The organism is Pseudomonas sp. PH1b (assembly GCF_000633395.1).
In the GTDB taxonomy this organism is placed as follows: domain Bacteria; phylum Pseudomonadota; class Gammaproteobacteria; order Pseudomonadales; family Pseudomonadaceae; genus Aquipseudomonas.
Map to the genome: position 1 here is coordinate 113,870 of NZ_AYMU01000020.1, position 13,785 is coordinate 127,654.

14 protein-coding genes are annotated in these 13,785 nt (G+C 62.8%); 9 read left to right on the forward strand and 5 right to left on the reverse strand.

What is annotated here, in order from left to right; genetic code table 11:
* Nucleotides 1–15: 15 nt before the first annotated feature.
* The 4 genes from U873_RS0125625 to U873_RS0125640 all read left to right on the forward strand — a co-directional run bounded on the left by U873_RS0125625 (nucleotide 16) and on the right by U873_RS0125640 (nucleotide 4,128).
* A complete protein-coding gene (locus U873_RS0125625; RefSeq protein WP_025130957.1) occupies nucleotides 16–1,110 on the forward strand; it encodes a polyamine ABC transporter substrate-binding protein in 1,095 nt (364 codons plus the stop codon).
* A 71-nt stretch (nucleotides 1,111–1,181) separates the two neighbouring features.
* Nucleotides 1,182–2,324 carry an ABC transporter ATP-binding protein gene (locus U873_RS0125630; RefSeq protein ID WP_025130958.1) on the forward strand — a complete coding sequence of 381 codons (1,143 nt, stop codon included), beginning with the start codon at nucleotides 1,182–1,184 and terminating at the stop codon, nucleotides 2,322–2,324.
* A gap of 35 nt (nucleotides 2,325–2,359) precedes the next feature.
* Complete coding sequence (locus tag U873_RS0125635; protein ID WP_177330318.1) at nucleotides 2,360–3,241, forward strand: ABC transporter permease subunit; 882 nt, start codon at nucleotides 2,360–2,362, stop codon at nucleotides 3,239–3,241.
* A complete protein-coding gene (locus U873_RS0125640) occupies nucleotides 3,238–4,128 on the forward strand; it encodes an ABC transporter permease subunit (RefSeq protein WP_025130960.1) in 891 nt (296 codons plus the stop codon). Before U873_RS0125635 ends, U873_RS0125640 begins: the two co-directional genes overlap by 4 nt.
* A 130-nt stretch (nucleotides 4,129–4,258) precedes the next feature.
* Here U873_RS0125640 and U873_RS0125645 read toward each other — a convergent pair whose 3' ends face one another.
* Entirely contained in the window at nucleotides 4,259–4,600 is a 342-nt protein-coding gene (locus tag U873_RS0125645; RefSeq protein WP_025130961.1) for a carboxymuconolactone decarboxylase family protein, read from the reverse strand.
* A gap of 111 nt (nucleotides 4,601–4,711) precedes the next feature.
* On the opposite strand from U873_RS0125645, the gene U873_RS0125650 reads away from it, so the two are divergent.
* Nucleotides 4,712–5,617, forward strand: coding sequence for an AraC family transcriptional regulator (locus U873_RS0125650; RefSeq protein WP_025130962.1), 906 nt, complete (start codon nucleotides 4,712–4,714; stop codon nucleotides 5,615–5,617).
* Between the two features lie 32 nt (nucleotides 5,618–5,649).
* On the opposite strand, the gene U873_RS0125655 is transcribed toward U873_RS0125650, so the two are convergent.
* On the reverse strand, nucleotides 5,650–8,061 hold the full coding sequence (locus U873_RS0125655) for a penicillin acylase family protein (protein WP_025130963.1): 2,412 nt from the start codon (nucleotides 8,059–8,061) through the stop codon (nucleotides 5,650–5,652).
* 110 nt (nucleotides 8,062–8,171) lie between these two features.
* Nucleotides 8,172–8,750 (reverse strand): DUF6436 domain-containing protein, encoded by a 579-nt coding sequence (locus U873_RS0125660; RefSeq protein WP_025130964.1) that lies wholly within the window; start codon nucleotides 8,748–8,750, stop codon nucleotides 8,172–8,174.
* 109 nt (nucleotides 8,751–8,859) lie between these two features.
* Between U873_RS0125660 and U873_RS0125665 the strand changes: the two genes are divergently transcribed.
* Nucleotides 8,860–9,798, forward strand: a complete 939-nt coding sequence (locus tag U873_RS0125665) for an alpha/beta hydrolase (protein WP_025130965.1) — start codon at nucleotides 8,860–8,862, stop codon at nucleotides 9,796–9,798.
* Between the two features lie 132 nt (nucleotides 9,799–9,930).
* Here the strand turns inward: U873_RS0125665 and U873_RS0125670 are convergent, their stop codons facing one another.
* Nucleotides 9,931–10,683 (reverse strand): DUF2059 domain-containing protein, encoded by a 753-nt coding sequence (locus U873_RS0125670; RefSeq protein WP_025130966.1) that lies wholly within the window; start codon nucleotides 10,681–10,683, stop codon nucleotides 9,931–9,933.
* A 429-nt stretch (nucleotides 10,684–11,112) separates the two neighbouring features.
* Here U873_RS0125670 and U873_RS0125675 point away from each other — a divergent pair, with 429 nt between their 5' ends.
* Both U873_RS0125675 and U873_RS0125680 read left to right on the forward strand, forming a co-directional pair.
* Nucleotides 11,113–11,745: a 2OG-Fe(II) oxygenase gene (locus U873_RS0125675; RefSeq protein ID WP_025130967.1), complete on the forward strand. Its 633-nt coding sequence runs from the start codon at nucleotides 11,113–11,115 to the stop codon at nucleotides 11,743–11,745.
* Nucleotides 11,746–11,747: 2 nt separating this feature from the next.
* Nucleotides 11,748–12,230, forward strand: a complete 483-nt coding sequence (locus U873_RS0125680) for a DUF523 domain-containing protein (RefSeq protein WP_025130968.1) — start codon at nucleotides 11,748–11,750, stop codon at nucleotides 12,228–12,230.
* 93 nt (nucleotides 12,231–12,323) lie between these two features.
* On the opposite strand, the gene U873_RS0125685 is transcribed toward U873_RS0125680, so the two are convergent.
* Nucleotides 12,324–13,109 (reverse strand): transporter substrate-binding domain-containing protein, encoded by a 786-nt coding sequence (locus U873_RS0125685; RefSeq protein WP_025130969.1) that lies wholly within the window; start codon nucleotides 13,107–13,109, stop codon nucleotides 12,324–12,326.
* Between the two features lie 132 nt (nucleotides 13,110–13,241).
* On the opposite strand from U873_RS0125685, the gene U873_RS0125690 reads away from it, so the two are divergent.
* Complete coding sequence (locus tag U873_RS0125690) at nucleotides 13,242–13,679, forward strand: DUF4399 domain-containing protein (RefSeq protein ID WP_025130970.1); 438 nt, start codon at nucleotides 13,242–13,244, stop codon at nucleotides 13,677–13,679.
* The last annotated feature ends 106 nt before the right edge of the window (nucleotides 13,680–13,785 follow it).

A 13,785-nucleotide genomic window follows, 5' to 3' on the forward strand; every position in this document is an offset into this window, starting at 1 on the left:
TAAGAGGACCTCCACTTGCCTATTTCTTTATTTCGCAAGGCCATGCTGGTCGCCGCCAGCCTGACGCTGGTGGCTGGCGCTCAGGCGGCACCGACCGTGCATATTTATAACTGGTCCGATTACATCGGTCAGAACACCCTGGCAGAGTTTGAAAAAGCCACGGGTATCAAGCCGGTGTATGACGTATTCGATTCCAATGAAACCCTGGAAGGCAAGTTGCTGGCCGGGCGTACCGGCTATGACGTGGTGGTGCCGTCCAACCACTTCCTGGGCAAGCAGATCAAGGCCGGGGCCTTCCAGAAGCTCGACAAGAGCCTGCTGACCCATTATTCGAACCTTGACCCGGCCCTGCTCAAGCGCCTGGAAATGAACGATCCGGGCAACCAGTACGCGGTGCCGTACCTGTGGGGTACCAACGGCATCGGCTACAACGTGGACAAGGTCAAGGCCGCCCTGGGTGTGGACAAGATCGATTCCTGGAGCGTGTTGTTCGAGCCGGAGAACATCAAGAAGCTCAACAGCTGCGGCGTGGCTTTCCTCGATTCCGCCGATGAAATGATGCCTACGGTCCTCAACTACCTGGGGCTGAACGCCAACAGTACCAATCCCCAGGACTACAAGAAGGCCGAGGCCAAGCTCCTGGCGGTACGCCCTTACGTGACCTACTTCCATTCCTCCAAGTACATATCCGACCTGGCCAACGGCAATATCTGCGTGGCCATCGGTTTCTCCGGCGATGTGTTCCAGGCCAAGGCCCGGGCCGCGGATGCCGGCAAGGGCGTGAACATCGCCTACAGCATCCCGAAGGAGGGCGGTGCCCTGTGGTTTGACATGCTGGCGATTCCCAAGGATTCGACCAACGTCAAGGAAGCCCACGCCTTCATCAACTATTTGCTGCAACCTGAGGTGATTGCCCAGGTCAGTGACTACGTCGGTTACGCCAACCCCAACCCGGGGTCGGACAAGCTGATGGAGCAATCCATCCGCACCGATGAAGCGGTCTATCCACCGCAGGCAGTGCTCGACAAGACCTATGTATCCACCGAGTTGCCACCCAATATCCAACGCTTGATGACCCGCAGCTGGACCAAGGTCAAGACGGGCAAGTAGTACTACAGGCTCAAACTATCCAAGGCCCGCCGGCGTGCGGCGGGCTGCAAATTTTGTTGGGAGTTTCGCAAATGGCAGTTGCCTCCGGCGCCTATAAGAAAGCCCTCGAGGGCGACCAGACACCTAAACAGGTGCTGGTCAAAATCGACCGGGTCACGAAGAAGTTCGACGAGACGGTTGCCGTGGACGACGTGTCCCTGGAAATCAAGAAAGGCGAGATCTTCGCCCTGCTCGGCGGCTCGGGTTCGGGCAAGTCCACCTTGCTGCGGATGCTGGCCGGTTTCGAACGGCCAACGGAGGGGCGAATCTTCCTCGATGGCGTGGACATCACCGACATGCCGCCCTACGAGCGGCCGATCAACATGATGTTCCAGTCCTATGCCTTGTTCCCGCACATGACCGTGGCGCAGAACATCGCCTTCGGCCTCAAGCAGGACAAGATCCCGACCGCTGAGGTCGACGCCCGAGTGGCGGAGATGCTCAAGCTGGTACAGATGAGCCAGTACGCCAAGCGCAAGCCGCACCAGCTTTCCGGTGGCCAGCGCCAGCGCGTGGCCCTGGCCCGCTCCCTGGCCAAGCGCCCGAAACTGCTGTTGCTCGACGAGCCCATGGGGGCCTTGGACAAGAAGCTGCGCTCGCAGATGCAGCTGGAACTGGTAGAGATCATCGAGCGCGTCGGCGTGACTTGCGTAATGGTGACCCACGACCAGGAAGAGGCCATGACCATGGCCGAACGCATCGCCATCATGCACCTGGGCTGGATCGCCCAGATCGGCAGCCCGATCGACATCTACGAGACGCCGGTCAGCCGCCTGGTGTGCGAGTTCATCGGCAACGTCAACATCTTCGAGGGCGAAGTGGTGGACGATGCCGAGGGCCATGCAGTGATCACCTGCAAGGACGTGGACCGCAGCATCTATGTCGGCCACGGCATCAGCACTTCGGTCCAGGACAAGTCGGTGACCTACGCCATTCGCCCGGAAAAGCTCCTGGTGACCGCCGAGATGCCGACCTGCGAATACAACTGGTCCAGCGGCAAGGTGCACGACATCGCCTACCTGGGCGGCCACTCAGTGTTCTACGTCGAGCTGCCGAGCGGCAAGCTGGTGCAATCCTTCGTCGCCAATGCCGAGCGCCGTGGCGCACGGCCGACCTGGGGTGACCAGGTCTATGTCTGGTGGGAAGACGACAGTGGCGTGGTACTGCGCTCATGAACATGCGAAAGCTCAAGCGCCGACTCAGTCGAATAATTCCCGGTGGCCGCCAGCTGGTCATCGGGGTCCCGTTCATCTGGCTGTTCCTGTTCTTCATGCTGCCGTTCTTCATCGTCCTGAAGATCAGCTTCGCTGAAGCGGACGTGGCTATCCCGCCGTACACCGAGATCTACAACTTCGTCGACCAGAAGCTGCAGGTGCTGCTCAACCTCGGCAACTACGCGATGCTGGGAGACGATGAGCTGTACATCGCCGCCTACCTCGGCTCGTTGAAGATGGCGTTTTTCAGCACCATCCTCTGCCTGCTGATCGGTTACCCGATGGCGTATGCCATCGCCACGGCGCGCAAGGAAATGCAGACCGTGCTGGTGCTGCTGATCATGATGCCGACCTGGACCGCGATCCTGATCCGCGTCTACGCCTGGATGGGCATCCTCAGCAACAACGGCCTGCTCAATGGCTTCCTGATGTCCATGGGCCTGATCAACGAGCCGCTGCAGATCCTCAACACCAACCTCGCGGTGTATATCGGGGTGGTCTATTCCTACCTGCCGTTCATGATCCTGCCGCTGTACGCCAACCTGGTGAAGCACGACCACAGCCTGCTGGAAGCGGCGTCCGACCTGGGTTCGAGCACGTTCAACAGCTTCTGGCAGATCACCGTACCGCTGTCGAAGAACGGCATCATCGCCGGCTGCATGCTGGTGTTCATCCCGGTCGTGGGTGAGTTCGTGATTCCTGAGCTGCTGGGCGGCCCGGAAACCCTGATGATCGGTAAGGTGCTGTGGCAGGAATTCTTCAACAACCGTGACTGGCCGGTGGCTTCCGCCCTGGCGGTGGTGATGCTGGCGATCCTGATCGTGCCGATCATCCTGTTCAACCGCAGTCAGGCCAAAGAAATGGAGGGCAAGGAATGAAGCGCTTCAGTTTTTCCAGCCTGATGCTGGTGATCGGCCTGTTGTTCATCTATCTGCCGATGCTGATCCTGGTGATCTACTCGTTCAACGCCTCCAAACTGGTGACGGTATGGGGCGGCTGGTCGATCAAGTGGTACGTTGGCCTGCTGGACAACACCCAGCTGATGGGGTCGGTGGTGCGCTCGCTGGAGATCGCCTGCTACACCGCGATTGCCGCGGTGGCCCTGGGTACCCTGGCGGCGTTCGTGCTGACTCGCATCACTCACTTCAAGGGGCGCACGCTGTTCGGTGGCTTGGTCACCGCGCCGCTGGTCATGCCCGAGGTCATCACCGGTCTGTCGTTGTTGCTGCTGTTCGTGGCCATGGCGCAGATGATCGGCTGGCCCCAGGAGCGGGGGATCGTCACCATCTGGATCGCCCACACCACGTTCTGTGCGGCCTATGTGGCGGTGGTGGTGTCGGCGCGCCTGCGTGAGCTGGACCTGTCCATCGAAGAGGCGGCCATGGACCTTGGCGCGCGTCCGTGGAAGGTGTTCTTCCTGATCACCATTCCGATGATCGCGCCGTCCCTGGCAGCCGGCGGCATGATGTCCTTTGCCCTGTCCCTGGACGACCTGGTATTGGCCAGCTTCGTCTCCGGCCCGGGTTCCACCACCTTGCCGATGGAAGTGTTCTCGGCGGTGCGCCTGGGGGTCAAGCCGGAGATCAATGCCGTGGCCAGCCTGATCCTGCTGGCGGTGTCCCTGGTGACCTTCCTGGTCTGGTTCTTCAGCCGCCGTGCCGAAGAAGCCCGCAAGCGGGCGATCCAGCAAGCCATCGAGGAGAGCGCTGCCGACTCCTGGAAGCAGCCGGACGTGCGTCGCCCGCAGAGTGTGGAAACCGCCTGACCGGTGTGTTGCCCTGAAAAAAACCTCGCCCCGGATTGGGAGCGAGGTTTTTTTTGCCCTGGGTTTTCCCTTCGTGCCGATCGGGATAACGCCGGGGCAAGCGCCACGCAGCGCGTTGCTCGCCGTGGGATCAGGGCTTCAGGCTGTCATACGCCTCCAGGGTGCGCAGCGAGTAGATATAGGCCGCCCCGGCGTTCAGCGAGATCGCCGTGGCCAGTGTCGCGGCCACTTCCTCGCGGGTGGCGCCGGCCTTGATCGCAGCGTCGGTGTGTACGCCAATGCAGCCGTCGCAGCGGGTGGTGATGGCCACGGCGATGGAAATCAGCTCGCGGGTCTTGGCGTCGAGCACGTTGTTTTCTTCAGCGGCTTCACCCAGGGCCATATAGGCCTGGACCATTTTCGGGTTGCTTCTGCCCAGGGAAGCAAAGGCTTTCTTGATGGTAGGCAGCAGTTCTGACCAGTTGTGGAACATCGTATTCACTCCGGGATGGGTTGGGGTGTACTGTTGCGACACCCTCAGTCTTGACCATCCTGGTGCGCCTCGTTTGTCCGATTCGCTCAGGTATCTGCCCGATACGCTCATATGAATGCCATCGATACTCTCATTGCCCAGGCCGGCGTTCGCGGCAGCCTCGATCTGCGCTGCCAGTTTCAAGGCGACTGGGCGCTGGACCATTCCCAGGAGGCGTTGGGTACGGCGCCTTATCACATCGTGCTGGCGGGCGGATGCCGGATCCAATTGCCTGACGGCCAGCGCCAGACGTTGCGCGCGGGCGACATTCTGCTGTTGCCCGGTGGTTCGGGGCATCTGCTGCTGAGTGCCGGGCGCGAGGTGGCGCCGAACCTGCCGCGGGTGGAAGAGGGCGGTGTGTTGCCGGTGCATCGCTTCGGCGAGCCCGGCATCGAGCTGGATATGCTGTGTGGGCGTTTCCACTACAACCCGGCGTCCATGCTGCTGTCGGCCCTGCCACAGCATCTGGTCATTGGCGGCGCCGATCTGGCCGCCGACAGCTCGCTGAGGGCATTGGTGCAGCTGTTGCGCAGTGAGGCAGAGGCAGAGCAACTGGGCGCGGGGGTTTTACTGGATGCGCTGTCCTCGGCCCTCTTCACCCTGATACTGCGAGCTTACCTGGCCCAGGTGCAGCCGTCGGCGGGGCCCCTTGCCCTGCTGAGTGACAAGCGCCTGAAACGGGCCTGGCAGGCCATGCTGGAGGCCCCGGCCAATGATTGGACCATTGAGCGCCTGGCGGGCATTGCGGCCATGTCCCGGGCCACTTTCATGCGGGTTTTCGTGCGCGTGGCGGGGGTATCGCCCTGGGTGTTGCTGACACAGGTGCGTATGGAGCGTGCGTTCAATCTGCTGAGCCATTCGCCCCTGGGCTTGAACGAGATTGCCGCCCAGGTCGGTTATCAATCCCAGGCGGCGTTCAGCAAGAAGTTCAAGCAGGTCTACGGGCAGGCGCCAGGCCGGGTGCGTCGGGCCCTGTAGGTGACGCTTGCCGGCCATGGCTGACCTCTGCCTTATTGGACGGCGCGCGCCGGTAGCAGTTTCAGGGTGCTTCGGGTGTTGGCGGTGACTTCCTCGTCGCTGAAGTGCGCCTGCTGGTACACGCCCTCGATGAAGGCCTCGGCCTGATCGTCATAGTGCTTGTCGAACAGTACGCCGCTCTGGCCCACCGGGTTGATGGTCAGGCTATGGGCCGGGTCGGCGAAGTCGATGATGCGCCGGGTCGACGGGCCATACACCACCGACCAGGGCGCGGGGCCGATCTTGGCGGTGAGGTTGTTCGGCACTTCATGGCTGCCGGGAGCCTCCAGCGGACCGACGTTGAACAGGCGATCCAGGGGCTTCTGCATGCCCAACGGATGGCCATGGGTCAGGGTATGGGCGGTGCCCCAGCGCCACTGCGCCGGGTTGTCTCCCAGGGTGCGCTTGAGGTGGTCGATGCTGGCGCGCCAGGCCACCTTCAGCGTATCGGCCCGGCTTTCACGTTGAGGCGTGGTGCGGTCGTCCCACCAGGGGGAGTCGGGGTCCGCGGCCAGGCGCGGCAAGGCAGCATCCACCACCCGGGCCTGGATCAGGGCATCGAAATAGGCATCGCCGAGCTTTTCATGGAAGGTGGCGTTGGCCAGTTCGAACAGGAACTGGTTGAACAGGGTGGCGCTGGTGGAATCCAGCGGGTAGTCGCCTGGCCACTTCGCCAGTTGCTCCAGCAGTTTCAACTCTTCGGGAGCGCTGACCACTTCCCGCAGCACCGGCAGCAAGGGTGCCAGGAGGCGTGGGCCGTAGGCAGTGGTGGTACCCAGTTGCAGCTTCTGGGTGTTCTCCAGGTCCCACTTCAGGTTCTTGTCGCTGAGTTGCCGGTCCAGTTGCTGGCCGCGGTCGGCGAGGTTGTAGTAGCCGGGAATCTCCATGCCAGTGGGAGACACCGGCTGGAAGTTGGCCGAGACGATATAGCCCCGGGCCGGGTTTTCCTCCTGCGGATTGGCGCTGAAGGGGTAGAAGCCTTCCTTGTCCGCCATGGCGGTGCTGCCATCGAGAATGAACGCCGGCTTGGCGCCGACCGGGCGCTTGGGCAGCAGCGCAGACGCCCACCAGCCGATATCTCCCTTGGCACTGGCCCAGATGATGTTCAGGCCCGGTGCCTGGACCTTGGCCGAAGCCGCACGGGCCTTGGCCAGGGTGTCGGCGCGGTTGAGCTGGTAGAAACCGTCGAGGATCGGGTTCGGGGTTTCCAGAAAGGCCCACCACATGGCCACTGGGGCCTTGCCTACGGTGGTGCCGAGCATGTCGTTGATGATCGGGCCGTGGGGCGACTGGCGCAGGGTCAGGGTGACCGGTGCCTGGCCTTTGACCGCGATCTGCTGTTCGCTGCTGACCAGGTCGACCCATTTGTCCTGGTACCAGACCTGGTTGGGGTTCTGCGGGTTGAGCTTCTCGGCGATCAGGTCGAGGTCGTCGTTCTGGAACATCGTCAGGCTCCAGCCGAAGTCCAGGTTGTGGCCGAGAAAGGCGAAGGGTACCAGGGCCTGGTGATGACCATAGAGTTCGAAGCCGGGGGCCGAGAGCTGGGCCTCGTACCACACCGACGGCAGTGAATAGCGGATATGCGGATCACCGGCCAGCAGTGCTCGGCCACTCTTGGTTCGGGCCCCTGCCACTGCCCAGGCGTTGCTGCCCTCGAACTGCGGCAGGCCTGCATCGGCCAGGGCTTGCTGGCTGAGGCGGGCGATCTGGCCCAGTTCCTGCCAATCGATGGCGGCCAGGGGCAGGGCGGCTTGCGACTTGCCCTTGGCCAGCACGCCCTTGGGCTGCCAGTCGAGGTCGAAGACCTTCAGGTAGTCATTACCCAATTGGTCGCGGATATAGGTCAGCAGCGGTTCTGTGCGAAAGGCCATGGCGAAGCTGTAGGCCATGAAGCCGGCAATGCTGATGGTGTCTTCTGCGGTGAACGGCCGCTTGTGGATGCCCAGGACGTCGAATTCGAGAGGGCTGGCGTGGCTGTCCTGATACTGGTTGATGCCGTCCAGATAGGCCTCCAGGGCCTTCCATGCGGGGGACTGGCGATCGAGCCCGGCCACATAGCTGTCGGCGCGCTCGCGAATGCGCAGGCTGCGGAACAGTTTGTCGGTGTCCAGCAGCTTGGGGCCGAGGACTTCGGCCAGTTCACCGCGGGCCAGGCGCCGCAGGGACTCCATCTGGAACAGTCGGTCCTGGGCGTGGACATACCCCAGGGCGCGATACAGGTCGGCTTCGTTCTCGGCACGTATATGGGGCACGCCGCGCTCGTCGTAGCGCACGGTGACCGAGCCCTGCAGGCCTTTGAGTTCGACCTGGCCCTGGCGCGTCGGCTGCTTGCTGTACAGATAGGCGCCGGCCCCCGCCAGCAGGGCGAGGATCAGGATGGCGACGACGGTCAGGCTGCGTTTCATGGGGGCTCCTTGCTGTTGTTGTGTCCGGTGCCGTTCCGGGAGAGCTGCCAACATGTAGCACAAGTCTCGGGCTGCGCGTATGGGGCAGTCCTTGAATAGTCGCGAATGCCTTAGTCGGCAGCGGGTGGCCACGGGCAGTAGCAACCGACCGCCAGGGTATGGGTGGCGTTGACCGCGCGGTTCTCCTGCAGTGCTTGAAGGATGGGCTCGATGAAGCTGTTGCTGGAGTTGCAGGTCAAGCCTTCGCTGTAGGGGCCGAAGTAGGCCAGCTTGCCGCTGCGGTCCCAGATTGCCACGGCCGGGCTGGCGGGGATCTGTTCGGCTCCGGGCAGGTGCTCGAGGGTTTTCAGCTGGCCCAAGGTGGCGGGCAACTGGCCGTGGCTGCCAGGCTTCTGCACCGCATAGAACTCCACGCCCCGGGGGCCGTAGATGTCGATCAGTTCGGCCAGATGCTGCTGGTTGCCGACGTTGCAGGGGCAGGCCGGGTCCCAGAAGTGCACCAGGCGGATCGCCCCGGGACCGGCCAGCTCGGCGGGCAGTTGCAGGGGATCGCCGGAGAACATCGCGGTGTGCTCGCTGAAGGCTCGCAGATACCGTCCCTGGAACCAGTCGTAGGCAGCCCACAGCACCAGGGCGCAGATCAGTACAAGCAGGCTGGCTAGCAGGGTCGTGCGGTGGCGCTGGGGCATTGGGAACGGTCCTCGAAGGTCGCGTAGCTTGCCATGCTTGCCGCGACAGATGAATATCGCAGGCCGATAAAGCCTGTTTTGTTCCTGGTACCCCGTTTTGGAAACCCCCATGTCCGTGACCTTCGACCCCGATCATCTGCGCACCAGCCTGCAACCCTTGGTTGCCGGGCAGCCCTTGTCGGTGGAGGGGCAGGCCTACCAGCGCTTCTACGGTGTGGATTTTGCCGGGTGTGCCACGGTGCCGCGCAGCCGCCTGGGGCGTTTTCAGGTGGACGGTTTTGAGGTGGTCAGCCAGGTCTGGTGGCCGCAGGAACCACGGGCAACTCTATTCCTGTTCCATGGCTTCTACGACCACATGGGCCTGTATCGGCACGTGATCGAGTGGGCCTTGCAGCGCCAGTTCGTGGTGATTTCCTGCGACCTGCCCGGGCACGGCCTATCCAGTGGCGAGCGGGCCAGCATCGATGATTTCGCCGTGTACCAGCGGGTGCTGCAAGGCTTGTTCGCCGAGGCCCGCTCCCTGGATCTGCCCCAGCCCTGGCACTTGTTCGGCCAGAGCACGGGAGGTGCGATCATCATGGATCACCTGCTGTTGCAGGGCAGCGAGAGTCCGGCCCAGGGGCAGGTCATGCTGCTCTCGCCCCTGGTGCGGCCGCGAGCCTGGGGTTGGTCGATGCTCAGTTATTACCTGCTACGGCCTTTTGTCACCGGGATTGCCCGGCGTTTCAGCGAGAACTCCAACGACCCGGACTTCCTTGCCTTTCTCCAGGTCGATCCGCTGCAGCCCCAGCGCCTGCCCACGGCCTGGGTCGGTGCACTGGCCCGCTGGATCAAGCACCTGGAAGCGGCGCCCCGCAGCTCGAGGCAACCGGTGATCGTGCAGGGGCAGGCGGACATGACCGTGGATTGGGAGCACAACCTGCAGGTGATTCGCAGCAAGTTCGCCACACCCGAGGTGCTGATGCTGCCCGAGGCACGGCATCACCTGGCCAATGAAATTCCGTTGTACCGCGACCAGTATTTCGCCTTTCTTACCCAGCATGTCTGACCGGCCCTCTCCGAACGTGCGGCGTCGCCCGTAGCCGCTGCAGGCTGCGCTTTATCTGCCCGGCACTGCGCCGGCGGCGGCAGGGATGCTGAGAGAGGCCTGTTCTCCTGGCTATCGGGAGAAGGGGTGGGGTCAGGGCGCCAGGCTTGAGGTGCTCTGGCCCACGGCGAGGCCGGCGCGAATCGCTGCCAGGGCCGCTTGATAATAGGCCTTGCCTTCGCTGGACTCGGCAAAGGTCGCGAACTCTTCCAGCTCGGTGTCGGACAGCTCCCGATAGACATACAGCAGGGTGTTGTTCAGGTCATTGCCGATCTGTTGCATCAGGCGCTGGCGCTGGCCGTTGAGCATGCCCTGGGCCTGGCCGCCCCCCAGCAGGCCGGGAATCATCTGGCTCAGGCTGTCGGCGGCGACCCCGGCAATCGCCAGGCTGACTTCTGCCCCGGCTTCCCTGGCCGGCAGCGCTTGCGCCAGATGGCCGATGATCAGTTGGCGGTTGTCACTGGCCTGCATTTTCGGCAAGCCCTGGGCATTCTTGGCCAACTGGTCGCGACGGGTCGCCAGCAGTTCGGCGGCGACGATCTTGCGACCCAGGGGCGACTGGAAGAAGGCCAGTGCGGGTGCTGGATCCACCAGGTTCTGCCGCAGTTGCGCTTCGGCGCGACGGTCAACGGCCTGGGGCGCGAAGCGCTGGTTGCTGTTATCCACCAGGGCCTGGTAGACCGCCGGTGGCAAACTGTTCTGGTAGCGCTGCTGGGCGGCGCTGAGGGCATCATTGAAATGCGCGCGTTGTTCCGGCCAGCCGGCGACCTTGTACAACTGGTCGTAGCTGTCTGCCCAGGCAGGCAAGGCGCAGAACATCAACAGTGAGAAAAGCAGACGACGCATAGGGACTCCTGTCAGCAGGCGACTATTCTCCGGGGCAAGGCGGTGGTTGTCGAGAATTCGTATCAGGTTCGTCCCTCGGCAAGTGCTGATGTCCGATGGCAGGTCGTGCCGGCGACCCGGTTGGGGCGCGGCAGGAGGCGTGGAGCATGCCTGGCCTGCTCCGGGCAAGGCTTGGGCGATAGCGCCGCGCGCCAGGCGGATCGTGGCCTTTTCGGCGTGCTGGCAAAAGTCTGCGAAGCGGCATTGCGGGGCTTGCCCTGGGCGCGATCCCAGGCGGTATCGCCTGTCATGCCTTGCACCTTTTGCGATGGCCATCGGGCTCGTCGGCAACGGTCTTCACTCCTGAAGTAATGACGGAAAAGTGCAGGTGAAAAAAATGCATCGTCCTCCGCTCTGTGGCTCTGTCGAATTTATCCGATGCTGGATACTATGCGCGCCATGCACATACCCTCTGATCACCCGCTGTTGTTGCGAATCGTCGACGACCTGGCCGTTTGTGGCTGGTCGCAGCAGAGCATTTTCCTGCCCGAGGCTTTGACCCTCGAACTGGCGGCCGAGTGCCGCAAACGTGCAGCCGAAGGTGAGCTGGCTCCCGCAGCGGTGGGGCGAGGCCCGGCCCAGGAGATTCGCGAGGGGATTCGGGGCGATCACATCCAGTGGATCGAACCTGGCGAGGCTGGAGCCAGTGACACCTACCTGGGGCTGATGGACAGCCTGCGCGAGGCCTTGAATCGGGGGTTGTTTCTCGGGCTCGAGGATTTCGAATGCCACTTTGCGCTGTACCCGCCGGGCGCCTTCTACAAGCGTCACGTGGACCGTTTTCGCGATGACGATCGGCGCATGGTGTCGGCGGTGATCTACCTCAACTCGCAATGGCTGCCGGAGCACGGCGGACAGTTGCGCATGTACCTCAAAGACCAGGGACAATACGATGTGGTCCCTGTAGGGGGGCAACTGGTGGTGTTTCTTTCCGGCGAGGTGCCCCATGAAGTCCTCCCCGCGACCCGCGAACGCCTATCCCTGACAGGCTGGTTCCGGCGTCGTGGCAACGAGCCATTTTGATGATGCACAAGATTCTGGTCAGCCGCTGCCTGCTGGGTCACCGCGTACGCTACGACGGTGGGGCCAGCGGGCCGTTCGCTCAACTCGCCAGTTGGCAGCAGGAAGGGCGGGTGGTTGCCCTGTGCCCGGAAGTGGCCGGCGGCTTGCCGACGCCGCGGGCGGCGGCAGAGATTCCGGGCGGGCAGGGGGTGGACGTACTGGAGGGCAAGGCACCGGTGCTGACCCGCGACGGCGAGGACGTCAGCGGCGAGTTCCTCGGCGGTGCCCGGCAGGCCCTGGAGCTGGTGGAGAAACACGGGATTCGCATTGCCGTACTCAAGGCCAATAGTCCTTCCTGCGGCAATCTGCTGACGTATGACGGCACCTTCAGCGGGGTCCGGGTCCAGGGCGAAGGGGTTACCGCTGCGCTGCTGAGGCGCCACGGGGTCCGAGTCTTCAGTGAGTTGCAACTGGCCGAAGCCGCTGCTGCCCTGGCCGCCCTGTAGCCTTAGCTGCGGGTGGGACAGAGTCTGCCGGGCTTCCTGCGCCCTGGAAGTCCTCGGCACCCCCGCCCCATCGATATCCTTGTAATTGCCGATCTACTGCCCGGCTTCGGCCTTGGGTGGCTTGCTCGCATCCATGCCGAACCATTTTTCCGACAGGGCCATCAGCCGCCCATCGGCCTTGATCCGTTGCAGGGCGCTGTCCAGGCTCGCACGAAAGGCCGGGCTGCCCTTCTGGAAGGGAATGGCCAGGCTCAGGGTCGGTCCTACCTTGGCGCCTTCCTTCACCGGCAGGCGGCTGTCACGAATGGCGTAGGGAATCAGCAGGCGGTCGCTGATGGCGGCATCGATCTGCTTGTCCGCCACGTCCTTGATCGGCTGCTGGGCATCGGGATAGCTGCGCAGGTTGATACCTTCTACCGTGCGCGCCTGATCGACGAACTGACTGCCCTGGGCCACGCCCAGCGCCTGGCCGCGCAGGGCCTGCAGGGAAAACAGCGGACGCTGCTCTTCCTTGCGCACGATCAACTGCGCACTGGAATAGCTGTAGGGCTCGCTGAAATCGAAACGATCCTTGAGTTCCGGGGTCACTGCTATGTGGTTGATGGCGACATCGAACCTGCCGCTTTCGACTCCGGGCAGCAAATCGGCGGACTCGGTCACCACGAAGTCCGCGCGCACGTCCAGTTCGCTGGCCAGCAATTGCCCCAACTCGACCTCGAAACCGGTCAGCTTGCCGTCATCCTTGAAGTTGAAGGGTGGCGTATTGGCTTCCAGGGCGATGCGCAGTTCCCCGCGGTCATTGATGTCGTCCATCAGTTCGGCTTGAGCGCAGGTGCTCACAAGGGGCAGCAAAAGTATCAGGCCAGGCAGGAAACGCATGGTCACTCCTTGAATTTATATGAGCGATGCGCCGTTCAGGCTCGCTTTGCTAAGGTGATGAGTGCCTTCGACAACGAATTGCCATGAAGTTGTCATCACCGTAAAAGATTTACGGAAAAACTGGAGAAGATAATGAAAAATTTTATGTCGCGTGCTGCCTTGACCGGTCTGTTGCTGGGGGCCTCGATGCTTGCCGGTGCAGCGGAAATCCCTCGGACCCCGGCTCCTGCCGGTGCCAAGGTGTTGATCGTTTCTCCCGCTGACGGGGCCACCGTGGACAAGACCTTCACGGTCAAATTCGGCATTGAAGGCATGGCCCTGGCCCCGGCTGGCGACCAGACCCCGAACACCGGCCATCATCACCTGCTGATCGACGTCGATCAGTTGCCGGCCGAGAACCTGCCGATCCCGATGGACGCCAACCACCTGCACTTCGGCAAGGCCCAGACCGAAACCGAAGTAACCCTGGCCCCGGGCAAGCACACCCTGCAACTGGAGCTGGCGGACAAGAACCACGTGCCCTTCAACCCGGTGATCGTCTCCAAGAAAATCACAGTAACGGTGAAATAAACGTAAATGCCGCACAAAAAAGGGAGCCTATGAAGGCTCCCTTTTTTGTGCAACTAGCTGCAAGGTTTCAGCTACAAGCCGCAAGTAAGAGCGGGCTCTGGCTTGC

What these genes read in the sequence shown, in the direction of transcription:
- U873_RS0125640 (WP_025130960.1), top strand. Translation starts at nt 3,238, where the DNA reads ATGAAGCGCTTCAGTTTTTCCAGCCTGATGCTGGTGATCGGCCTGTTG.
- U873_RS0125630 (WP_025130958.1), top strand. Translation starts at nt 1,182, where the DNA reads ATGGCAGTTGCCTCCGGCGCCTATAAGAAAGCCCTCGAGGGCGACCAG.
- U873_RS0125655 (WP_025130963.1), bottom strand. Translation starts at nt 8,061, where the DNA reads ATGAAACGCAGCCTGACCGTCGTCGCCATCCTGATCCTCGCCCTGCTG.
- U873_RS0125675 (WP_025130967.1), top strand. Translation starts at nt 11,113, where the DNA reads ATGCGCGCCATGCACATACCCTCTGATCACCCGCTGTTGTTGCGAATC.
- U873_RS0125670 (WP_025130966.1), bottom strand. Translation starts at nt 10,683, where the DNA reads ATGCGTCGTCTGCTTTTCTCACTGTTGATGTTCTGCGCCTTGCCTGCC.
- U873_RS0125685 (WP_025130969.1), bottom strand. Translation starts at nt 13,109, where the DNA reads ATGCGTTTCCTGCCTGGCCTGATACTTTTGCTGCCCCTTGTGAGCACC.
- U873_RS0125650 (WP_025130962.1), top strand. Translation starts at nt 4,712, where the DNA reads ATGAATGCCATCGATACTCTCATTGCCCAGGCCGGCGTTCGCGGCAGC.
- U873_RS0125690 (WP_025130970.1), top strand. Translation starts at nt 13,242, where the DNA reads ATGAAAAATTTTATGTCGCGTGCTGCCTTGACCGGTCTGTTGCTGGGG.
- U873_RS0125660 (WP_025130964.1), bottom strand. Translation starts at nt 8,750, where the DNA reads ATGCCCCAGCGCCACCGCACGACCCTGCTAGCCAGCCTGCTTGTACTG.
- U873_RS0125680 (WP_025130968.1), top strand. Translation starts at nt 11,748, where the DNA reads ATGCACAAGATTCTGGTCAGCCGCTGCCTGCTGGGTCACCGCGTACGC.
- U873_RS0125665 (WP_025130965.1), top strand. Translation starts at nt 8,860, where the DNA reads ATGTCCGTGACCTTCGACCCCGATCATCTGCGCACCAGCCTGCAACCC.
- U873_RS0125645 (WP_025130961.1), bottom strand. Translation starts at nt 4,600, where the DNA reads ATGTTCCACAACTGGTCAGAACTGCTGCCTACCATCAAGAAAGCCTTT.